The 20,795-nt window shown below is 70.3% G+C and carries 24 protein-coding genes; 6 read left to right on the plus strand and 18 right to left on the minus strand.

Going from position 1 to position 20,795, the window contains the following annotated elements:
- Positions 1–78: 78 nt before the first annotated feature.
- Genes ISU10_RS05135 through arcC form a run of 3 tightly spaced genes read left to right on the plus strand, consistent with a single transcriptional unit; the run spans position 79 to position 3,292 of the window.
- A complete protein-coding gene (locus tag ISU10_RS05135) occupies positions 79–1,320 on the plus strand; it encodes an arginine deiminase (protein WP_194695301.1) in 1,242 nt (413 codons plus the stop codon).
- A gap of 5 nt (positions 1,321–1,325) precedes the next feature.
- On the plus strand, positions 1,326–2,327 hold the full coding sequence (gene argF / locus ISU10_RS05140; RefSeq protein WP_194695302.1) for an ornithine carbamoyltransferase: 1,002 nt from the start codon (positions 1,326–1,328) through the stop codon (positions 2,325–2,327).
- A 14-nt stretch (positions 2,328–2,341) separates the two neighbouring features.
- Positions 2,342–3,292, plus strand: a complete 951-nt coding sequence (gene arcC / locus ISU10_RS05145; protein WP_194695303.1) for a carbamate kinase — start codon at positions 2,342–2,344, stop codon at positions 3,290–3,292.
- An 11-nt stretch (positions 3,293–3,303) separates the two neighbouring features.
- Here the strand turns inward: arcC and ISU10_RS05150 are convergent, their stop codons facing one another.
- The 5 genes from ISU10_RS05150 to trxA form a co-directional block, all read right to left on the minus strand.
- The gene (locus tag ISU10_RS05150; protein ID WP_194695304.1) at positions 3,304–4,368 is read right to left on the minus strand and encodes a potassium channel family protein; all 1,065 of its coding nucleotides are present in this window, start codon (positions 4,366–4,368) and stop codon (positions 3,304–3,306) included.
- Positions 4,369–4,479: 111 nt separating this feature from the next.
- A complete protein-coding gene (locus ISU10_RS05155) occupies positions 4,480–4,863 on the minus strand; it encodes a carboxymuconolactone decarboxylase family protein (RefSeq protein WP_194695305.1) in 384 nt (127 codons plus the stop codon).
- A gap of 43 nt (positions 4,864–4,906) precedes the next feature.
- Positions 4,907–5,170 carry a metal-sensitive transcriptional regulator gene (locus tag ISU10_RS05160; protein ID WP_194695306.1) on the minus strand — a complete coding sequence of 88 codons (264 nt, stop codon included), beginning with the start codon at positions 5,168–5,170 and terminating at the stop codon, positions 4,907–4,909.
- A 1-nt stretch (position 5,171) separates the two neighbouring features.
- Positions 5,172–5,579 carry a DUF302 domain-containing protein gene (locus tag ISU10_RS05165; protein ID WP_194695307.1) on the minus strand — a complete coding sequence of 136 codons (408 nt, stop codon included), beginning with the start codon at positions 5,577–5,579 and terminating at the stop codon, positions 5,172–5,174.
- Complete coding sequence (gene trxA, locus ISU10_RS05170) at positions 5,576–5,929, minus strand: thioredoxin (RefSeq protein WP_194695308.1); 354 nt, start codon at positions 5,927–5,929, stop codon at positions 5,576–5,578. The genes ISU10_RS05165 and trxA overlap by 4 nt, the downstream gene beginning before the upstream one ends.
- A 94-nt stretch (positions 5,930–6,023) precedes the next feature.
- Here trxA and ISU10_RS24350 point away from each other — a divergent pair, with 94 nt between their 5' ends.
- A complete protein-coding gene (locus tag ISU10_RS24350) occupies positions 6,024–6,185 on the plus strand; it encodes a DUF8730 family Cys-rich protein (RefSeq protein ID WP_503128329.1) in 162 nt (53 codons plus the stop codon).
- A 7-nt stretch (positions 6,186–6,192) separates the two neighbouring features.
- Here the strand turns inward: ISU10_RS24350 and ISU10_RS05175 are convergent, their stop codons facing one another.
- The 11 genes from ISU10_RS05175 to ISU10_RS05225 form a co-directional block, all read right to left on the minus strand.
- The gene (locus ISU10_RS05175; RefSeq protein WP_194695309.1) at positions 6,193–6,717 is read right to left on the minus strand and encodes a DsrE/DsrF/DrsH-like family protein; all 525 of its coding nucleotides are present in this window, start codon (positions 6,715–6,717) and stop codon (positions 6,193–6,195) included.
- Positions 6,718–6,730: 13 nt separating this feature from the next.
- Entirely contained in the window at positions 6,731–7,045 is a 315-nt protein-coding gene (locus ISU10_RS05180; RefSeq protein ID WP_194695310.1) for a TusE/DsrC/DsvC family sulfur relay protein, read from the minus strand.
- Between the two features lie 4 nt (positions 7,046–7,049).
- A complete protein-coding gene (gene sqr / locus ISU10_RS05185; RefSeq protein WP_194695311.1) occupies positions 7,050–8,294 on the minus strand; it encodes a type III sulfide quinone reductase, selenoprotein subtype in 1,245 nt (414 codons plus the stop codon).
- A gap of 34 nt (positions 8,295–8,328) precedes the next feature.
- Positions 8,329–9,066: an SRPBCC family protein gene (locus tag ISU10_RS05190; protein ID WP_194695312.1), complete on the minus strand. Its 738-nt coding sequence runs from the start codon at positions 9,064–9,066 to the stop codon at positions 8,329–8,331.
- A complete protein-coding gene (locus ISU10_RS22870) occupies positions 9,066–10,118 on the minus strand; it encodes an SRPBCC family protein (RefSeq protein ID WP_228499630.1) in 1,053 nt (350 codons plus the stop codon). Before ISU10_RS22870 ends, ISU10_RS05190 begins: the two co-directional genes overlap by 1 nt.
- A gap of 6 nt (positions 10,119–10,124) precedes the next feature.
- Positions 10,125–10,541 carry a pyridoxamine 5'-phosphate oxidase family protein gene (locus tag ISU10_RS05200; protein WP_194695313.1) on the minus strand — a complete coding sequence of 139 codons (417 nt, stop codon included), beginning with the start codon at positions 10,539–10,541 and terminating at the stop codon, positions 10,125–10,127.
- A 9-nt stretch (positions 10,542–10,550) separates the two neighbouring features.
- Positions 10,551–11,438: a hypothetical protein gene (locus ISU10_RS05205; protein WP_194695314.1), complete on the minus strand. Its 888-nt coding sequence runs from the start codon at positions 11,436–11,438 to the stop codon at positions 10,551–10,553.
- A gap of 146 nt (positions 11,439–11,584) precedes the next feature.
- Positions 11,585–12,166: a DoxX family membrane protein gene (locus tag ISU10_RS05210; RefSeq protein WP_194695315.1), complete on the minus strand. Its 582-nt coding sequence runs from the start codon at positions 12,164–12,166 to the stop codon at positions 11,585–11,587.
- Positions 12,167–12,281: 115 nt separating this feature from the next.
- The gene (locus ISU10_RS05215) at positions 12,282–13,229 is read right to left on the minus strand and encodes a universal stress protein (RefSeq protein WP_194695316.1); all 948 of its coding nucleotides are present in this window, start codon (positions 13,227–13,229) and stop codon (positions 12,282–12,284) included.
- Between the two features lie 175 nt (positions 13,230–13,404).
- Positions 13,405–14,442: an Acg family FMN-binding oxidoreductase gene (locus tag ISU10_RS05220; protein WP_194695317.1), complete on the minus strand. Its 1,038-nt coding sequence runs from the start codon at positions 14,440–14,442 to the stop codon at positions 13,405–13,407.
- Between the two features lie 113 nt (positions 14,443–14,555).
- Positions 14,556–15,140, minus strand: coding sequence for a CBS domain-containing protein (locus ISU10_RS05225; RefSeq protein ID WP_194695318.1), 585 nt, complete (start codon positions 15,138–15,140; stop codon positions 14,556–14,558).
- Between the two features lie 129 nt (positions 15,141–15,269).
- On the opposite strand from ISU10_RS05225, the gene ISU10_RS05230 reads away from it, so the two are divergent.
- Positions 15,270–15,944, plus strand: coding sequence for a response regulator (locus ISU10_RS05230; RefSeq protein ID WP_370864774.1), 675 nt, complete (start codon positions 15,270–15,272; stop codon positions 15,942–15,944).
- 7 nt (positions 15,945–15,951) lie between these two features.
- Here the strand turns inward: ISU10_RS05230 and ISU10_RS05235 are convergent, their stop codons facing one another.
- Positions 15,952–16,503: a flavodoxin family protein gene (locus tag ISU10_RS05235; protein ID WP_194695319.1), complete on the minus strand. Its 552-nt coding sequence runs from the start codon at positions 16,501–16,503 to the stop codon at positions 15,952–15,954.
- A 112-nt stretch (positions 16,504–16,615) separates the two neighbouring features.
- Positions 16,616–19,189, minus strand: coding sequence for a cation-translocating P-type ATPase (locus ISU10_RS05240; protein WP_194695320.1), 2,574 nt, complete (start codon positions 19,187–19,189; stop codon positions 16,616–16,618).
- 145 nt (positions 19,190–19,334) lie between these two features.
- Here ISU10_RS05240 and ISU10_RS05245 point away from each other — a divergent pair, with 145 nt between their 5' ends.
- A complete protein-coding gene (locus ISU10_RS05245) occupies positions 19,335–20,795 on the plus strand; it encodes an MBL fold metallo-hydrolase RNA specificity domain-containing protein (protein ID WP_194695321.1) in 1,461 nt (486 codons plus the stop codon).

The raw sequence follows: 20,795 nt of genomic DNA on the forward strand, positions 1-20,795 counted from the left end.
TGCCGGGGGACCTTCGACCCCTCCGCCCGGGGGGCGCCGCGCTGGAAGGTGAGGAGGTCCAGAGAGGAGTGCCATGCCATGAACCGGAACCTGCACGTCGACTCGGAGGTCGGCCGCCTGCGACAGGTGATCCTGCACCGGCCAGACCTCGAGCTGAAGAGGCTGACCCCGACCAACCACGACGAGTACCTCTTCGACGACGTGCTCTGGGTCAAGCGCGCCAAGCAGGAGCACGACGCCTTCGCCGAGACCCTGCGGGACCTCGGCGTCGAGGTGCACATGCTCGACCAGCTGCTGACCGAGACCCTGGCCATCCCGGAGGCCCGCAAGTACGTGCTGGAGGAGGCCCTCGACGAGCGCGTCTACGGCCCGATGGCTCTCGACAGCCTGCACCAGGTCTTCGGCTCCATGAGCGACAGCGAGCTCACCGAGTACCTCATCGGCGGCATGACCAAGCGCGAGCTTCTCGAGCGCACCGACGAGCCGTCCTCGGTCGTCGTCCAGGCGCTCGGCCTCGACGACCTGCTGCTGCCTCCGCTGCCCAACCACCTGTTCACGCGCGACACGTCCGCCTGGATCTTCGACGGGGTGTCGATCAACGCGATGCGCAAGCGGGCCAGGATCCGCGAGACGATCCACTACGAGGCGATCTACCGCTGGCATCCGTTCTTCGCGGACGCCAGGTTCCACGTCTGGTCCGAGGGCACGGTCAACGGGCAGGCCACCACCGAGGGCGGCGACATCCTCGTGCTCGGCCGCGGCGCCGTCCTCATCGGCATGAGCGAGCGGACCACCCCTCAGGGCGTCGAACGCCTGGCCAGGCGACTCTTCCGGGCAGGCAGCGCCACCAAGATCGTGGCCCTGTCCATGCCGCAGAAGCGGGCCTTCATGCACCTCGACACGGTCATGACGATGGTCGACGAGCACACCTTCACCAAGTACGTCGGGCTCGGGATGCTGCCGTCCTACACGATCGAGCCCGGCAACGCCGGTGACGAGCCGGGACACGAGCTGAAGGTGACGCCGCACCCGGCCGAGGAGATGCACGGCACCATCGCGCGCGCGCTGGGCATCGAGCAGATCCGCGTCCTCTCCGCGACCCAGGACGTCCAGGCCGCCGAGCGCGAGCAATGGGACGACGGCTGCAACGTACTCGCCGTCAGTCCCGGACTCGTCGTCGCCTACGAGCGCAACGTCACCACCAACACCTACCTGCGCAAGAAGGGCATCGAGGTCGTGACCATCCAAGGCAGCGAGCTCGGACGCGGCCGCGGCGGGCCTCGCTGCATGACCTGCCCCATCGAACGAGAAGGGATCTGAGCACCGTGGCCTTCAACCTCCGCAACCGCAGCTTCGTCAAGGAGGTCGACTTCACTCCCCAGGAGTGGAAGTTCCTCCTCGACCTCGCCGCCGAGCTCAAGCGGGCGAAGTACGCCGGCACCGAGCGTCCGCGGCTGACCGGCAAGAACATCGCCCTCATCTTCGAGAAGACCTCCACCCGGACCCGGTGCGCGTTCGAGGTCGCTGCCTTCGACCAGGGGGCCCGGGTGACCTACCTCGACCCGACCGGCTCCCAGATCGGGCACAAGGAGTCGATGGCGGACACCGCTCGCGTGCTCGGCCGCATGTACGACGGCATCGAGTACCGCGGCTCTGCGCAGACCAACGTGGAGACGCTGGCCGCGCAGGCAGGAGTGCCCGTCTGGAACGGCTTGACCGACGAGTGGCACCCCACGCAGACGCTGTGCGACATGCTCACCATGCGCGAGCACTGTGACCGCCACGACCAGGAGATCGCGTTCGCCTACCTGGGGGATGCCCGCAACAACGTGGGCAACTCGCTGCTGGTCGCCGGCGCCATGATGGGGATGGACGTGCGGATCGTGGCGCCCAGGGCCCTGTGGAACCCCGAGAACGTCATCGACCAGGCGCTCGGGATCGCCGAGACGACCGGCGCCCGCATCACGCACACCGAGGACGTTGCCGAGGGCGTCGCGGGCGTCGACTACCTCTACACCGACGTGTGGGTCTCGATGGGCGAGCCCCGGGAGGTGTGGGCCGAGCGGATCGACCTGCTGCGGCCCTACCAGGTCAACATCGCCACGGTGAAGGCGACCGGCAACCCCGACGTCAAGTTCATGCACTGCCTGCCGGCGTTCCACGACCGCCACACCAAGGTGGGGGAGGAGCTGTTCCAGCAGACCGGCATGGACGCGCTCGAGGTGACCGACGACGTCTTCGAGTCGGAGCACTCGATCGTCTTCGACCAGGCCGAGAACCGGATGCACACCATCAAGGCCGTGCTCGTGGCCACCCTGGGCGCCTGAGATGGACTCGTGAGATGCGCATCGTCGTCGCCCTCGGTGGGAACGCGCTGCTCCAGCGCGGACAGAAGCCCGACGCCGAGGTGCAGGAGGCCAACGTACGACGTGCTGTCGAGTCGCTGGCCCCGCTCGCGGCCGAGCACGAGCTCGTGGTCACCCACGGCAACGGCCCACAGGTCGGGGTGCTGGCGCTGCAGAGCGCGTCGGACCCGCACCTGACCACGCCGTACCCGTTCGACGTCCTGGGCGCCCAGACCCAAGGGATGATCGGCTACTGGCTGCTCCAGGCGATGCAGAACCGCCTGCCCGGTCGTCAGGTCGCCGCGATCATCAACCAGACGCTGGTCGAGGCGGCCGACCCCGCATTCGCCGACCCCACCAAGTTCGTCGGCGAGATGTACACCCGTGAGCAGGCGGCCCGCCTGGCCTCCGACCGCGGCTGGGTGGTCAAGCCGGACGGCGACGGCTGGCGCCGGGTCGTCGGGTCACCCCGCCCGCAGCGGGTCGTGGAGACCCGGCTGATCCGCCTGCTTCTGGAGAGCGGCGCGGTCGTGGTCTGCGCTGGTGGCGGGGGAGTGCCGGTCATCCGCGACGAGCGGGGCGACCTGCAGGGCGTCGAGGCGGTCGTGGACAAGGACCTGACCAGTGCGGTGCTCGCCGAGGCGCTCGACGCCGACGTGCTCCTGGTCGTCACCGACGTCGAGCACGTCCTGCGTGACTTCGGCACGCCCGACGCGGCGCCCATCCTGCGCGAGACCCCGGCCGGCCTGCGCAGCCTCGACTTCGCGGCCGGATCGATGGGGCCCAAGGTGGACGCCGTCTGTCGGTTCGTCGAGCTCACTGGTGGCATGGCCGCCATCGGCTCGCTCGACGACGCGGTGGCGATCCTCGCCGGCGAGTCGGGCACCATCGTGACCCCCAACGGACGGTACGACGCAGCGACGACCGCAGGTCCTCGCAAGCGCTGACCCGAGGGTGACTACAGGCTCGACAGCTGTGCGAGCGAGTCGAGCTCGGACTCCGTCCCCAAGGCGATCAGCACCGAACCGGCGGGCAGGACCAGATCGTCAGGCGGATGCGGCTCGAAGGGCAGCCCGGTGCCCCGCCGCACGGCCAGCACCAGGGCGCCGGTGCGCTGCTGGAGCTCGAGCTCGCCCACCGACCTGCCGACCATCGAGGAACCGCGCTCGATGTGCACCTCCTGGACCTGGAAGTCCATCTCGTCGTCGTGCATGACGACGTCGAGGAACTCCGCTACGTCCGGCTGCAGGGCGAAGACCGCCATCCGGCGACCGCCGATGCGCTGGGGGTTGACCGCCCGGTCGGCTCCGGCCAGCACGAGCTTGGCCTTCGAGCCGGTGGTCCGGGCGCGGGCGATGATCACCAGGTCCGGCCTGATCGCGCGCGCGGACAGCGTGACGTAGACGGTGTCGGCGTCGGTGTCGAGGGCCGCGATCACTGCGCGGGCACGGTCGATCCCGGCCTCACACAGCACGGTGTCGTCGGTGACGTCGCCGCACAGGTGGGCAGTGCCGGTGGGCACCTGCTCCAGACGGGCCGGGTCGTTGTCGACGACGACCAGGCGATGACCGTGCGCGGCGAGGAACTCCGCCGCCGAGCGTCCCACCCGGCCGTATCCGCAGATGATGACGTGGTCGTGCATGGCCGCGATGTCCCTGTCCATGTGGCGCCTCTCCAGGTGTTCGCGGAGGTGGCCCTCGGTGACCGCCTCGAGGATGACACTGAGGTTGTAGAGAACGGTCCCGACGCCGAGCAGGATCAGCACGATCGTGAAGACCTGTCCCGCGGGGGTCAGCGGCCTGACCTCGCGGAAGCCGACCGTGGCCACCGTGGTGACCGTCTGGTAGACCGCCTCGAGGAGCGTGAAGCCCAGCAGCACGTACCCCGTCGTACCGAGGATCGTCACCGCGGCGAGGCCGACCAGCGCCTGACGGATCCGCTTCAGGCTCCTGCCGCCTCCGGCGCGCACGGCGCTCACCGGACCGGTCGTGCCGCGGTCGGGCCGGTGGACGGTCAGCACCATGGGACGCCTCCTCAGCTCGACTCTGCTGGGCGGTCGGTCCCGTCGAACCGGGTCGAAGGCCCCGACGTCACGGGCCCCGCGACCGGACGAGGCGCGGTCGGTACGTGGGGGTCAGGACAGCTCGTCGGGGTCCGCGGGGGCGAACTCGCAGAACGCGTCGTAGGCCCGGGGGCCGTGAATGGTGGCGGGGCCGCCGTGCATCAGGAAGGTGACACCGATGGCCTCGGCTGCCTCCTGCCTCGAGGCGCCGGCCTGGGCAGCGGCCTGCGCGTGGGAGGCGATGCACCCGTCGCAGCCCTCGACCACGGCGATGGCCAGCGCGATCAGCTCCTTGGTGCGCACGTCCAGCGACCCTGCGGCGAACGCGGCGCGGTGCAGCTCCCCGAAGCCCCGGTAGACGTCGGGGACGGCGCGACGCAGCTGGCGGTGCAGGGGCGAGAGGTCGTCGAGGATGCGGCGGCCGTGGACCGAGTGGTCGGTCTCGAGGGTGGTCATCGGATGCTCCGTCTGTTGCGGGGTCGGGTGGGTGGTGGAGCTTTCACGCGAGGCCGAGGAAGAGCTTCTCCATCTTCTTCACGTCCACGCTGTCTGGCCCGTCGCCGGCCGCCATGCACTGCTGCAGGCCGGTGGCGACGATGGCGAAGCCGGTGCGTTCGAGCGCCTTCAAGACTGCGGCCAGCTGGGTCAGCACGTCCTCGCAGTCCGCGCCGTCGTCCATCATCGAGATGACCTTCCCCAGGTGGCCATGGGCTCGTTTGGCGCGGTTGACGATGGCGCGCATCTCGGTGGGCTCGATCTCCATGTCAGGCTGCCTTCGTGGTGGTTGCCAGCGCCCGCAGGGCTGCCGACAGCCGGGAGCGCGCCTCGGCCGCGACCGCGTTGATCTCGGCGCCGTCTTCGAGGCGGCTCATCACTGCCGGGTCGACGGCCTCGACCACGGTGCCCGCGTCGGTGGTGCGCACCGTGACGTTGCAGGGGAGCAGGGCGGCGATGGACGGGGCCGCGCCCAGGGCGCGGTGAGCGAGCTCGGGACGGCAGGCGCCCAGGATCACCTGGTCGGGCACGTCGATGCCGAGCTTGGCGCGCATCGTGGCGCGCACGTCGATCTCGGTCAGCACGCCGAAACCCTGGTCGGCCAAGGCGGCCCTCACCTGGGGGACCACCTCGTCGTAGGGCCGCTCGAGGGTCACCGCCATGGTGTAGCCGGTCATGATGCGCGCTCGCTGGACGCGGCCTCGAGGTCCAGCCGCCGGATCGCCTCGATCAGTTGTTCCAGGGCAGCAGCCGGCAGTGCGCCTGGTTGCGAGAACACCAACTGGCCACCCTTGAAGGCCATCAGCGTCGGGATCGAGGTGATGCGGGCCTGTGCGGCCAGCTGACTCTCCGCCTCGGTGTCGACCTTGGCGAACACGACATCAGGGTGGGCGGCGGAGGCCGCCTCGAAGATCGGCGCGAACATCCGGCACGGCCCGCACCAGGAGGCCCAGAAGTCGACGAGGACGATCTCGTTCTCGTCGACGGTGCTGGTGAAGTCGGCAGCGGTGAGGTCGATGGTGCCCACGGGGGCGCTCCTTTGCTGAGGTTGGGTTATGCTGTCATCGTATCCCCCCGGGGGGTTACGATCCAAGTCGTCGACACGAGCAGAGGGAATCGATATGTGTCATGCAGTGCGCTGCCGCACCTGCGGTCTGGTGACCTGGAGAGGGTGTGGGCGACATGTCGACCAGGTCCTGGCCGGCTATCCCGAGGAGGCCCGTTGCGAGGGCCACGAGGCTGCGCCCCGCGCCGGTCTTCTCGGCTGGCTCACTCGCCGGTAGCCGGGTCTCAGATGAACAGCAGCTGCGCGCCGGCGGTCTTCTCGATGAAGTCCGATGCGCTGATGATCGCCTCGACCTCGTCGTAGAGGTCGTCCAGCTCCAGGTGCTGCATGTCGGCCGACATCCGGCACGCCCACAGGTGACCGCCCGAGTCGACGATCTGCTGCAGGAACTCCGGTACGTCGGGCACGCCGAGGTCGGCGATCGTCCTGCGCAGCTGGTGGGTCGCCATCGCGGTCATACCGGGCAGGCCGCCGAGGCCCTGCGGCAGGTGTGTTGCGGTGTTGCCCAGCATCGTGAACTTGAGGTCGCCCATGGTCTTCTTGTTGATCATGTCGAAGCCCCAGAACGTGAAGAACAGGTGCGTCTCGATGCCCTCGCCGAGGGCGGCGTTGGCCAGGATCAGCCCGGGGTAGGCCATGTCGAGGTTGCCCTTGGAGCAGATGATCGCGAGCTTGCGGCCCGAGTCGACGTCGCCGAACGACGGCACGAGCGGCGACTCGACGGTCTCGGGAGCGGGCGTGGTGGTCATGGTCCTTCTCCTCTCACACGCAGCCGTGGGGCTTCGGCAGCCCCGCGACGTACGCGAGCTTCTTGGCGGGCTTCTGCGGGAACAGGGCGAAGAGCTCCTTGGTGGGGATCCCGCCCACGACGCTGATCCGGCGCAGCGTCGCGGTCTCGCCCTGCTCGCGGTAGTCGCTGCGCAGGAAGCGGATCGCCTTCCAGTGCTCGTCGGTGAGCTCGAGGCCGATCTGGTGGGCCAGCGACTTCGCCAGCGGCTCGGACCACTCCTCGAGTTCGGTCATGAACCCCTCGGCGTCGACCTGGATCTCGTGGCCGTCGATGATGGTGGTGGGCATGGTGTCACTCCTCCTCGGATGGGACGTGCTTGCCGGCCATCGACATGTGGGCCGGAAGCGGGATGGGACGCCCGGGAAGCAGCACGTTCCAGTAGACGTGGCGGAAGGCGAGCTTCCCGAGGTGGTTGGCGTGCGTCTCCTTGAGCAGGGACAGCGGCCCGACGTGCGGCACCGGGTACTTGCCCGGCAAGGGCTGGGTGTCGTAGTTGAAGTCGATCAGGAGCGCGTGGCCGTCTCCTGACTCCACGAAGCAGTTGGCGTGGCCGTCGAAGGATCCCGTCATCGGCAGCCCCTCGACGTGCTGCAGGAAGTTCTCGACGAACACCTCGCACGCGAAGTGGGCGACCGAACCGGCCTTGGATGCCGGGATGTCGGAGGCGTCGCCGAGGGCGAAGATGTTGGCGTACTTCGTCGAGAGCAGGGTGTGCTTGTCGACCTGCACGTAGTTGAGCTCGTCGCCGAGTCCCGAGCGCGCGACGTAGTCGGCGCCCATGTTGAGCGGCACGGTGACGAGCAGGTCGAAGGGGACCTCGCGCTCGTCGTACGACACCAGCTTCCGGTTCTCGGCGTCGATCCGCTCGATCATGAAGTCCGGCTCGACCACGATGTTGCGTTCGGCGAGCATGGTGCCCAGGTGTGCAGCCGCGACGGGCTGGGTGAACGCGCCGTCCAGTGGCGTCACGAACACCAGCTCCACGCGCTCACGAAGGCCGCGCTCACTGAGCCAGGCGTCGGCGAGGAACGTGAACTCCAACGGGGCCACCGGGCACTTGATGGGCATCTCGGTGATGTGCACGACCAGCCGTCCGTGGTCCAGCCTCAGGAGGGCCTGAGCGAGCGCCTCGGCACCTTCGAGGGTGTAGAAGTCGAAGATGCTCTGCCGCCACTCGGGTCCGAGCATCCCGGGGGTCTGGTCCGGACGGGGTGTGGTGCCGGTCGCGATGACCAGGTAGTCGTAGGGCAGCGTCCTGCCGTCGGAGAGGTCGACGACGCAGGCCTCCGGCTCGACCCGGTCGATCTCGCCGAGCACCAGGTCGATCCCGTCGGCCAGGAAGTGGTGACGGGACCGGATGACGTCGTCCCTGTCGTAGGTGCCGAACGGGATGAACAGGTAGCCGGGCTGGTAGTGGTGCTCGTCGTCCTGGTCGACGACGGTGATCGTCCACTCGTGCGGGTCCAGGCGGTGCCGCAGCTTGTTGGCGGTCATGGTGCCGGCTGTTCCGCCACCGAGCACGAGAAGCCTTCTCATCGTTGCCTCCACGTCAGTTCTCTTGTTCCCCACGCTAGGAGCGGGGGTGGGTTGGGGCAGGAGTCGAGAGACCTGCGCCAGCGGGTCCTTGTGCCCCCGGCGCGCCGAGGCAGGAGGCCGACGAGCGGCCCTGGGTCTGCGGCATGCGCTCGACGCGTCGAGCGATGCCGCGCAGCATGCTCCGCGACATCACGAAGTCGGCCGGGAGCAAGAAGGCGTGCGCGCCGAGTGTCAGCCACCAGGGCCGCGTGTGCGCACGCCAGCGGAACAGCAGCCGGGTGCCGCCAGGCACCGGAGTGAGGACGAAGGCCCACGTCCAGTCCACGCCGGCTATCCCGCGTCGGCGCCAGGACAGGGGCAGGTGGCTCGTCGAGCGCAGGACGAGGTGCTGCTGTGGTATCTCGTCGACGACCACGAATCCGCACAGGGTGTCGAAGGCGCCATCCGGCACGAAGTCGCCCACCTCGAGATGCTGGAGCTCGGGAACGATGCTCTGGGCGCTGGGCAGGTTGTCGGGGAACAACACCTTGTCCACCCACCGAGCGGTGTACCAGCCGGCCCGGTGCCAGCCCACCTGCACCAGCCAGGGCCAGACCTCCTCGGGTGGCGCGGCCAAGGTGACGGCGTGGGTCGCCACCACCTGGGCGTCCTCGACGTAGACGTCACCCGCCAGGGCATGCAGCCGCTCGTGCCTGGTGGCACCGTAGGTCCGGCCGAGGCGGTGCAAGGTCAGCCAGGTCGCGGCACCCGTGACGAGGACCAGGCGTCTCATCACAAGCCTTCCAGGGAGGCATCTGCTGTCTGCTGCCGTTCGGCGCGATCGCGCAGATGCAGCAGCATCCGCCGCTGCATCGCGTAGTCACCGAGCTCCAGCAGGACGAGGCTGGACAGCCAGGAGCCCAGGTTCCGTCGGTCGTAGCGGGCGCGGATCCGGGTGACCAGGCGAGTGCCACCGCCCTCGGTGGGCGCCAGCCGCCACGACCAGGTGCTGTCGGGCTTGCTCCACAGCAGCTCGTACGGCGGCAGCGCGGCGGCGACCCGGAACGCCGTACGCGGGGTGATCCTCTCCGCCATCGGGACCCACTGGCCGATCTCCAGCTGCTGCCAACCCTGCTCGATGTGCTGGGCACTGGGCAGTGCGCCGTTGTCGAGCAGGTCGTCGCTGTAGAACCCCGCACGGCCGCGGCCGACCTGGACGAGCCAGGGCCAGACGCACTCGGGCGGCGCGGCGATCGCGATGGCGCGGGTGGACACGTAGTCGGCGTGGGCGACGCGGTCGTCGCCTGGCAGGTCGGCGGCCACCTCGTCGTCCGTGGCTCCCCACCGGAGGTGGCGGCGACGCGCCAGGGGAGCCCCGAGGAACCGCGGCACGTCGGCCAGCACGTCACGCAGCTCCTGGGCCAGCGACGTCGCCGTCACGCCGAGGTCGAGCCGCACCACCGCGGCTCCGGCCCACACCATGACCGCGCCGACGCACACGTAGAGCGGGTGGAAGAGGCTGAGCTCGCGGATGAAGGCGAGCTCGACGACGATCCACACCACCATCGCCGTGCCGACGATGATGCCCACGAGCCCGGTCTGCCGTCCCCGACGCAGCGCGACCGCGGCGAGCACGGCGTTGGGGGCAGCGACGAGCACGGCCAGGGCGATCCCGGCGAAGACCGGGCTGTGCCAGGGCAGGCGAGGGGTGACAACGGGCCCGAGGTCCAACACTCCGCTCGCCAGTCCGATGGCGCCGGCCAGGGCGGCGAGGGCGTTGAGCAGAGCCAGGAAGGTGAGCACCCTGCGCGGCCGGCGGTCGCGGTTGCGTACGTCGGAGGCCATGACCAATCACGCCTCGAGCAGCCGTCGGCCGCTCACCGTGTCGACGACGAGCCGCAGGTAGAGGCTGCGCAAGCCCTCGGGCCAGGGCGTGGGCCGGTCTTGCTCAGGCGGTAGCGCGTCGCTGTCGACGGACTCGACACGGCCACGTAGCAGCACGCTCCAGCCCGTTCGGGTGAAGTAGTCGAAGTCGTCGACCTCGAGTGCCGCATCTGCACCGGGCAGGTGCCGGGCGAGCTGTGAGTACGCGGAGACCCGGAACAGGACCGAGCCGTCGCTCGCGCGGAACGTGACGGGCAGAGCGAGAGGGCCGTGGTCATCGACATAGGCGATGCGGCCCACCTCGCTCGCGGCGAGCAGCTCCCAGCACTCGGCCGGGTCAAGGTCCTTGAGGTGTCCCTGGAACCATCGGTCGTCGTTGTTCATGGCAGTTCCTCACTTTCGTGGGCCAGGTGCAAGGGGGAGCGTGCGGCCGGGGACCGCCTTCAGCAGTCGGACAGCGGGCAGCAGGCCCACCACGGCCAGGACCAGGAACATCGGGACCGCGCCGGAGGACGCCCACGACGACATCGGGTCCGCGTGGTGACCCCACCACTGGTCCACGGCGACTCCGACGGCCTCGACCACCCAGAACACCAGGCCGGCCGAGGCCAGCGTGGCCGCGGGTGCGCGCCCTTTCCAGACGCCCCAGCCCAGCCACGCCATCGCCGGAAGCCAGAGGGCCAGGTCCTGGGCGATCACCGGGTTGGTCGGCAGCCCGGTGCCGGCGAGCCAGCCCGTGGGGTCCTCGTCGTACGTCGCGGGGATGACGCGCGCCAGCCACGCGGCGCCGTTGAGCAAGACGACCAGCCACGCGTACGTCGGGACCCACCAGGGCACGTCGCTCACCAGCTCGTCCACCCGGCTCCACAGGGTGAAGCCCAGCCCGACCAGGCTGGCCACTGCCAACCCCAGCATCGCGACGTAGGCCAAGAAGGCCTGGTTGAACGGGGTCGCGAACACGAACAGCACGCTGTTGTAGACGAGGTAGGCGGCGACACCGGCCGTGACGGCGAGCGCACGCGCCGAGCCCGACCAGGCCCGCTGCACCGAGAGGACGAGGAGCGGCACCGCGACGAGGAGCGCGACAAGCGAGGTGCCCTTCGCAGATCCGTTCATCACTGACGTCCCGCTCAGCAGGTCGGGGACGAGCAGGTTCGCCGAGCAGGTCACGATGGTGACCGCCGCGAGCACGCTGGCCAGGTGTAGCGGCAGCGACGGGAACGGGTCGGACGCCTGCGGTCGGCGGACCGTCCTGGTGATGGTTTGCTGCGCCGAGTTCATGCTCCCAGGCTCGTTTGCCGGTTGGCGTGCAGACAGGGGCGAAGGTCTCGTCCGCCCAGGGACGATGTCCCGCTTCATGGGCGTGCTGACGACGCAGGACCCCCGGATCGCCAGAGCGTCCGGGGGTCGCGGGTGTCGTCCGGTGACTACCGGAGGACAGGGTTGTTCTTGACCAGATGGGTCTTGGTCCAGAGCTTGCCGAGGCCCCAGGTGTCGCCGGCGGAGAAGGCTGCCAGGACGACGAGGCTGATCGCGCCGAGGATGTGCTCGTCGAGGACCGGGTTGTTCTCGGGAGGCAGGACGACCGACCACATCAGCACGTAGAGCAGGACCCCGGCGGAGGCTGCGAGCCGCATGCCGATGCCCAGCGTGAGAGCCAGGCCGATGCCGAGCAGGCCGAGCATGAAGAGCCAGTCGGCCCAGGCAGCGCCGGCGATGTTGTTGTAGAAGCCCTTGAACGGGCCGTCGGCGCCGAACTTGAGGAAGCCCTCGGTTGGGCTTCCGCCGTTGATCCAGGCGGCGTCGCCGAAGCGGTCCAGGGTGCCGTCTTGGCCGTAGCCGGTGTGGTAGCCGAGGGCCAGCAGCTTGTCGACGAAGGCCCACAGGAACGTCAGACCGAAGGCGATGCGCAAGACCGCCAAGGCCTGACGGCCGAAGTTCGTGACGGTGTGGTTGTCGGTAACGGGCGACGCGGTGAAGGTGGCCGCGTGCCGGTGGGTGACGGTCATGGCAATGACCTCGCTTTCTGTGTTCGTGCATTGCCTTCCTGCCTTCCAGGCTCGCGCCACTGGCGCGCCGGGGTCAGGGGCGATCGTCACCGCTCCACCGGGTCGTAGGTCCCGGCTACCAGGCAGGCTGCGCGGTGAGGGGAGCCGTCGCCGCGTCATCCACCGCGACGGAGACCTCACGCGGGCTCTCCGGGTTGAGCAGGACAGGTGCCTCACTGTGCTGGAGCACGGCGCGGGCCACGGGTCCGAGGTGGCTGCCCAGCGGGAGGAGGTGGTGGCGACGGCCGATCACGAGGAGCTGCGACGACCGGCCACCGGCCAGCAGGGCCTCGACGGGCAGGTCGTGCTCGATCCTCAACCGCGCGGGTACGTCGGGTACCTCGCGGCACGCGGCCGCGAGCGCGGGCGCCAGCACGTGGCTCATGCGGCTCTCCCGCTCGGAGCGGAACGTCTGGTCAGCGACCACTGAGTCGTAGCCGCCCTCGAGGTGCCAGGCGCTCAGCACCTCGACCCGGCCGTCACGGGCGCGGGCCTCGAGAAGGCCTCGGCGGATGAGAGGCCCGGCCTCCTCGATGTCTTGGACGCCGACGGTGACCACGGCGTCCGCGGTGCCTGGTTGCCAGCCTTCGGGCACCGAGACGACGGGGACGGGGCACCGCCCCGCGACGCCGGCGACGATCGACCCCGTCACCGCACGACGGAGCGGGCTCTGACGACGGTGCTGCAGCACCAGCATCGAGCCCCGGGTCGCGCGGTCGACGAGGTCCGCGACGAGCCAGCCGTCGTCGACCCGCTCGCCGGTGACGGGAACCTGTCCGTCGACGAGCTCGCGAGCCCTCGTCAGCCCCTGTGCCAGGGTCGCATCGGCTGCCTCGTAGGCACCGAGCAGGACGCCGGCGAACGCCTCGGCTCCGGAGATCTGGAGGACGTGCACCACATGCAAGGGACGGTGGGTGCGGCAGGCCTCGTCCGCGGCGAAGGTCAGCGCCGCGTCGGATCCGTCGGGGGCGATGCCCACGACGACCGCACCGGTAGGAGGACCTTGGTGGGTCTGGCTGTTCATGACTGCTCCCTCGATCGGGACCTGACGCGCTAGCGCCCCGGGAGTTGACCCTCGGGCCGGTCGGGTCCGCCTGCCCCCAATGTGTCGTCGGCGCGGGTGCGGCCGGTACGGGCCGAGGGCCTGTGGGTGAGTGACCAAGTGCCCCATCGGGCAGGACGTCGAGGAAGGGTCCTGCTCATGCCATCAGTACGTCGTCCAGGGGACGGCGAGGGGTGGGTGCCAGCTGGCCTCGGCTGATGGGCTGCCAGCCGATCCGCACGAGCAGCAACGCGACCGCGAGGTCGCCGAGCACTTGGTGCTGCAAGGCCTCACGGGTCTCGGGCACCTCGATCACCTGGCTCAGCGGTACGACCGAGAGGCCGTCCTTCACGGCGGTCAGCCACAGGGCGCTGAGCGACTCCCCGGCGCGCAGCCAGGAGGCCCTCGAGTCGTCGTCGCCGCAGATCACGATCACGCCGTCGCCGCTCTCCACCTCCTGACCGTCGTCAGGCAGCAGGCCCTCGTCGAACCGGCTGGGGATCTTGTCCGGCACCGGGGCACGCGCGGGAAGGTGGTCGGCCGGTAGCCCGTCATAGGCGTTGCGGTGGGTCCACTGCTGGACCTCGGCGGTGATCGCGGCGTCGCGCTCCTGCAACCGGTGTGCCCGTGCGGCCAGGAGGTCGACCCGGAAGCGGTCGGTCACGTCGCTGATCGGGACGGCGTAACCGCCGTCTCGCTCCACCGCCTGCGCCAGGAGGTTCAGGCGTCCATGGGGCACGGGCCACGAGGTGAAGCGGCGTCGGTCCGTGCAGCGCTCCTGGACGGCGCGCAGGTCGGCCGCCGCAGTGCGGGGTGGCGGCGCGGGCGTGAACCGCACCCGGGCCAGGAGCGTGGGGTCGTCGGGATCGGCAAAGCGATCGACGTCGGCGAGCAGGCCGGAGGCGTGGGCCACGACCCGGAGGTGGTGCAGCGCTGCCCCACAGCTGATGACGAGGTTGCGACCCGTCGGGTCGGCGGCGGTGAGCCGGCGCGACTCGTCGGCGTGGAGGTCGAGGCCGTCCGGGTGGATCCGCCACAGCCACGGCTGGGTGTTGTGCACGCTGGGTGCTCGGATGGCGAGCGACACGAGACGACGCAGCATCTGGGCCGGGACGCGGATGCCGGCCAGGTCGATGACGTCCGCATCGCCTTCGGCGCCGGGCGACGCGTAGGGCCTGATGACGCGCTCGTTCATGGGTGTCGTCTCGTCTCTGTAGGTTCCTCGGATTTCCCGATGTGGTTCAGGGTGCGGGTCATCCCATGGATGTCCGTAGGGGCAGAAGTCCCGAGTTGTGAGGTCTGCGACACTCAACCGGCCGAGGAGATGTGGACCCGCACCACCCCAGGAACCGTGCCAGCGGCGGCACGGGCCAGGCCGCGGTCATCGACCGCCCGGGCCGGGGCCACGAGCTCGACGACGCCGTCGTCGACCTCGACGAGCCAGTCGCGCAGACCCACGGAGGCCAAGGCGGCGTCGACGTCCCGCTCGAGGTCGTGGTCGGCGCGCGCCAGCATGTGGACCACGTCGCTGCGGCTGACCACGCCCAGCACCCTGCCGTTGGCCGTCACCACGGGCAGGCTCTTGACGCCGGTGGAGGTCATCAGCTCGACCGCCTCGGCGAGGTCGCTGTCGGGGCCGACCGTGAGGACGTGCGTCGTCATGACGTCGTCGACGTACTGGTGCCGGTCGATCAGGACGGTCTCCCGCGGGATCTCGTGCAGCCGTGCGTCGGTGCTCACTGCGTCGCGGATGAGGTCTGCCTCGCTGACGATGCCGCGCAGCTTGCCGCTGGCGCTCACGACCGGCATCGAGGTGATCCCGGCACTCGCCAGCACGGACAGGGCGGACTTCACCGTGCTGCCGAGCTGCACCGTGATGGCTTGGTTGCTCATGACCTCTCGTACCAACATCGGAGGCTCCTCTCATCGTCGTTGGCATCACGCTGCCCGGCTCGATGGCAGCGGCGGCAGGGCCCAAGGTCCTTGCGGCGGGGGTCGATCTTCCGGGGTTAGGCTGACGCCGTGACCGACGACAGCACGGAGCCCTCGACGCCCTCGGCTGATGATCGGATCCGGGTCTTCCTGCTCGACGACCACGAGATCGTGCGCCGTGGCATCAAGGAGCTGCTGGAGGGCGAGCCCGACATCGTCGTGGTGGGCGAGTCGGGGCTGGCCGACGAGGCTGCCAGGCGGATCCCGGCCCTGCGACCGGACGTCGCCATCCTCGACGCGAGGCTGCCGGACGGGTCGGGCATCGACGTCTGCCGCGAGATCCGCTCACGCGACCCACAGATCAAGGCGCTGATCCTGACGTCCTACGACGACGACGAGGCGCTCTTCGCAGCGATCATGGCGGGCGCCGCCGGCTACACGTTGAAGCAGGTGCGTGGCAACGACCTCGTCGACACCGTGCGCCGGGTGGCTGCCGGCCAGTCGACGCTGGACCCGTCGGTCACCGCGGCCGTCCTCGACCGGGTCCGCAACGGTCCTCCGGTCGACAAGGAGCTCGAGCGGCTCACCGCCCAGGAGCAGCGGATCCTCGACCTGATCGGTGAGGGCATGACCAACCGCCAGATAGGCGAGCACATGTACCTCGCCGAGAAGACGGTGAAGAACTACGTCTCCTCGATGCTGGCCAAGCTCGGCCTGAGCAGCCGCACCCAGGCAGCGATCTTCGCCACCAAGCACCAGAAGTAGGCACGCCTCAGCGTGAGAGCGTGCCCAGCCGGGCCACCAGGGTCTCGCCCCACGAGGTGGCGCGGTCGATCTCGCCTTCGGCGAGTGGTCCCTGCAGGTCGTCGACCAGGAACGCGACCGGCCGCTCGACCGGGGAGAACCCACGATGCCGGGCCAGGCGTGCCGCGCTCGGTCCAGCGGCGGCGGGCAGTCGACGTACCTTCTTGGCGCGCGTGTCGTACACCGCGACGTGTACCGACCGGTCCGCAGGCGGGCACACGGTCTCCAGCCACTCGCGCATCCCGATCGAGACCTTGGAGTCGTCGGCGCCCTGTCGCACGGCCTCGATCCTGGTCTTCGGCCTGCTCAGCGAGAAGGCGTGCGTGGGCGCGCCCACGACGAGCAGCTCGACCGAGGAGGGGAGCTCGGCGGGCGTCGCCGAGACCTCGCTGACCCGGGTGGGGACGCCAGCAGCCTCCAGGGCACGGGCGACGGCCCGGGCCACGCGCTCGGTGTTGCCGAACATCGACTCGAACACGACCATCGCGCGCGGTTCCTGCAGCGATTCCGGGGCAGTCATGACACTGGCACCTCCTGTGCGTACGACGACCGGCGCTCGCCGATCGGTGCCAGCGTGCTGCCGAATCGACGTGGTGGTGAGAGGCAGCCGTCATCACCGACCAGGACCTTGGTCATCGCCTCGTCCGGCGCTTGGAGATGCTGTCCACGGCGATCACTGCGACGGGTGAGGCCAGCGCGGCCAGCCAGCCGAGGGTGCTCGGCCAGGACCCTCCGAGAAGGTCGGCCAGCCAGGGGATCCCCACGAACGCGAGGAGCAGGACCAGCTCGGCTGCGACGGCGGCCAGGACCCACAGGTTGTCCCGCACAGGGATGTTCCAGACGAACCTGCTGGTGCTCCGGCAGGCGAAGGCGTTGGCCATCTGACCCAGGGCGATGGCGGCGAAGGCCGTGCCGGACGCAACGGCGAGCAGGCCCGGCTCGGGGGTCGTGCCCCAGTGCCAGCCCCCGTGCAGCAGGACGACGGCGAACGCACCCAAGGACATGGCCGCCTCGGTCGCGCCGAGCAGACCGAACGAGCGCGCGAGCAGAGCACGGTCGACCAGGACCCGGCGACGCAACCCGTCCATGAGACCGCGCCGGGGCGGCTCTCGACCCAGGGCCAGCGCGGGCAGCATGTCGGTGCCGATGTCGAGGGCCAGCACCTGGAGCACACCGATCGCGAGAGGGAAGGAGCCGCCCGTGAGGGCCCACAGGGCGAAGGGCGCAAGCTCGGCGACGTTGTCGGTGAGGTGGTAGGTCAAGAAGCGCCGGACGTTCTGGAAGGTCGCCCTGCCCTGCTCGATGGCGCGCACGATGGTGGCGAAGTGGTCGTCGAGGAGGACGAGGTCGGCCGACTCCCGGGCCACGTCGCTGCCGCTCGCGCCCATCGCGACCCCCACGTCGGACTCCCGCAGAGCAGGTGCGTCGTTCACGCCGTCGCCCGTCATCGCCACCACGTAGCCCCTCGCGCGCAGTTCCCGGGCGATGCGGAGCTTGCCGGCGGGAGTCACCCGGGCCACGACCGCGCCGTGGTCGTTGTCCAGGAGGTCGGCCAGCGTGGCGTCGTCGTCCGGGAGCGAGCCGCCGTCGAGCACCTGGCCGAGCGGGCCCAGCAGGCCGACCTCCTCGGCGATGGCCTTGGCCGTGCGAGGGTGGTCACCGGTGAGCATCGCCACGCGGATGCCCGCCTTGCGGCACAGGTGGAGGGACTTCGAGACATCGGGGCGCGGAGGATCCTGCAGGGCCAGCAGGCCGAGGAACTCCAGGTCGTGCTCCATCTCCTCGCCCGCCGGTCCCGACCAGGTCCGCGTGGCGACGGCGAGCACCCGCCGTCCCGTGTCGGTGAGGGCCAGCAGCCGGTCGTGGACCAACGGTGTCGTGGGGGCACAGCGCGCCAGCACCGCCTCGGGAGCACCGAGGACGGCGACCCGGTCGCCGACGAGAGCGCTGCTCATCAGGCGTTCGGCGGTGTAGGGGACCCGCTCCGGTCGGGTCCTGGGTGCCGGCACGCCGAGTCGCAGTGAGAGACAGTGCACGGCGGCGTCCATCGGGTCCCCGTCGACGGTCCAGCCGTCAGGACGCTGCACGGTGCGCCCGGAGACGCACGCCAGGGCGGTCGCGGCGACGTGGGGAGCCAGGAGCCGGGCCTCCGGGTCGCCGGCCACGGTGCCGACGGGGTCGTAGCCCCGTCCGTGCACCGTCACGATCCCTGAAGGCGTCACGACCTCGACCACGCTCATCCGGTTCTGCGTGAGGGTGCCCGTCTTGTCCGTGCAGATGAAGGTGGTCGCCCCGAGCGTCTCGACGGCGTCGAGCCGGCGCACGAGGGCGTGCTGCCTGGCCATCAGCTGCGCTCCGTGCGCCAGCGACAGGGTCACGGTCGGCAGCAGCCCCTCCGGCACCAGCGCGACCGAGACGCCCACCCCGAAGAGGAAGGACTCGGCCGGGGGCAGACCGAGCAGGAGCGAGGCGATGCCGAGCATCACGCCGGTCAGGGCCGCGATCAGCGCGATCACCCGCACCACCCTGTTGAGCTGCAGGGTCAGCGGGCTGGTGTGACGCTCGGCGTGCGAGGTCATCGACGCGATCGAGGCGATGGTCGTCCGCGGTCCCGTCGCCGACACCACGGCGCGGGCCTCGCCCGACATCACGAACGTGCCCGCGAGCACCGGCTGGCCGACTCCGCGGGCGACCGCCCCGCTCTCGCCCGTGACCATCGACTCGTCCACGGCGAACCTGCCCGCCTCCACGAGCAGCATGTCAGCGGCGATGCGGTCGCCGCCGGTCAGCAGCACCACGTCGTCCACGACCAGGTCCGCAACGGGTACGTCGGACTCCGCGCCGTTGCGCACCACGCGGGTCATCGCCGGCAGCAAGGCCCGAAGCTCCTGTGTCGAGCGGTCGGCGCGGTAGTCCTGGGCGAACGCGAACAGGGCGTTGAGCAGGACGATGACGACGATGGCAGCGGACAGCTCGGGCATCCCGGCCAGCAGAGCCAGACCCGCACCGACCCACAGCAAGAGCGCCAGCAGGTGGGTCAGCTGCCGGGCGAACATCGCCCAGGCACTCTCGTGAGCGGGCTCGGGGAGGGAGTTGGGACCGTCGCGCTCCAGGCGCAGGTGCACGTCAGTGGTGGTCAGCCCGGGGGAGTCCGTGGTCGACCCCGTCGTCCCCGGCGCGCCCGCGGACGCTGACGTGGTCGTCATGTCACCACGGTCGCCTCCCGTTGCCGACCGGGCCAGAGGGCGAAGGTCGGGGCCGGCAGGGACCTACGGCCCTGCTGCCGCGGCGCCGGGTGGATCACGGTGGAGGCGGGCCACACCTGCTGACGACTCGTGACGGGATGGCGACATGGCGAGCGACACCTACCCCGACGTGCAGACCGACGTGGACGGGCACACGCACGGGGACATCGAGCGCGACCACATCACCCCGGCTCCGACACTGACCTTCCTCGGCGCTGCCGGGACCGTGACGGGCAGCCGCTTCCTCGTCGAGTCGGGCGCGAGCCGTGTCCTGGTCGACGCCGGGCTCTACCAGGGCGTCGCCTCCCTGCGCCGCCGGAACTGGACGCCGTTCCCGGTCTCGCCCGCCGGCTTGGACGCGGTCGTGCTGACCCATGCCCACCTCGACCACTGTGGCTTCCTGCCACGACTCGTCAAGGAGGGCTTCACCGGGCGCATCGTCAGCACCCGGGACACCGCAGACCTCGCCGCGATCGTGCTGCGCGACAGTGCGCACATCCAGGAGGAGGACGCCAGGTGGGCCAACGAGGGTGGCTGGTCGAAGCACCGTCCGGCGCTGCCCTTGTACGACAGCGGTGACGTCGAGGCGACCCTGGGACTGTTCGAACCGGTCGAGTTCGGGGACCGGGTGTCCCTCGGCGATGGCGTGGCGGCGACGTTGCTGCCTGCGGGCCACATTCTCGGCTCGGCCGTCGCCCTGCTCGAGTCCGGTTCGCGGCGAGTGGCGTTCAGCGGAGACCTGGGCCGCCCCGGGCATCCCCTCCTCCTACCGCCCGCGCCACCGCCTCCTGTGGGCTCCTTGGTCGTCGAGTCCACCTACGGCGACCGCACGCACCCGGTGCCGGACCCCGACGTGCTGGCCGGCGCCGTACGCCGCACGATCGCCCGGGGCGGCACGGTGCTGGTGCCGGCGTTCGCGGTGGACCGCACCGAGCTGGTGTTGCTCGAGCTCCAGCGACTCTCGGATCTAGGACAGATACCGCGCGTCCCCGTCTACGTCGACAGCCCCATGGCACTGGCGACCCTCGACGTGTACCGGCGAGCAGCCCGCCGCCCGTCGCCACAGCTGCGAGGCGAGTCCACCGAGGTGCTGGACGCCATCGACCACCTCGACCTCCACGCCGTCCGAGACGCGACCGCGTCACGAGAGCTGAACGAGCCGGAGTACCCGTGCATCATCGTGTCGGCATCGGGCATGGCCACCGGAGGCCGCATCGTGCACCACCTGGCCCACCAGGTGGCCGACCATCGCAACAGCGTGGTCCTCACTGGGTACCAGGCCGAGGGCACGCGCGGTCGTCAGCTCCTCGACGGGGCGCGGCACCTGAAGATGTACGGACGCTACGTGCCGGTGCGGGCGGAGGTCGTGCAGGTACCGGACTTCTCCGTGCATGCCGACGCCGACGAGCTCGTCGCCTGGGTCGCCTCGGCCCAGCGACCTCCGCACACCGTCTACGTCGTGCACGGTGAGGCCACGGCCGGCGCGGCGCTGGCCCGGCGCCTCGAGGCGGAGCTCGGACTGTGCGCGATCGTGCCGCGCGAGGGCGAGCGCGTCCTTCTCGACTGA

The sequence above is a fragment of the Nocardioides agariphilus genome, assembly GCF_015352445.1.
GTDB lineage: Bacteria > Actinomycetota > Actinomycetes > Propionibacteriales > Nocardioidaceae > Nocardioides > Nocardioides agariphilus.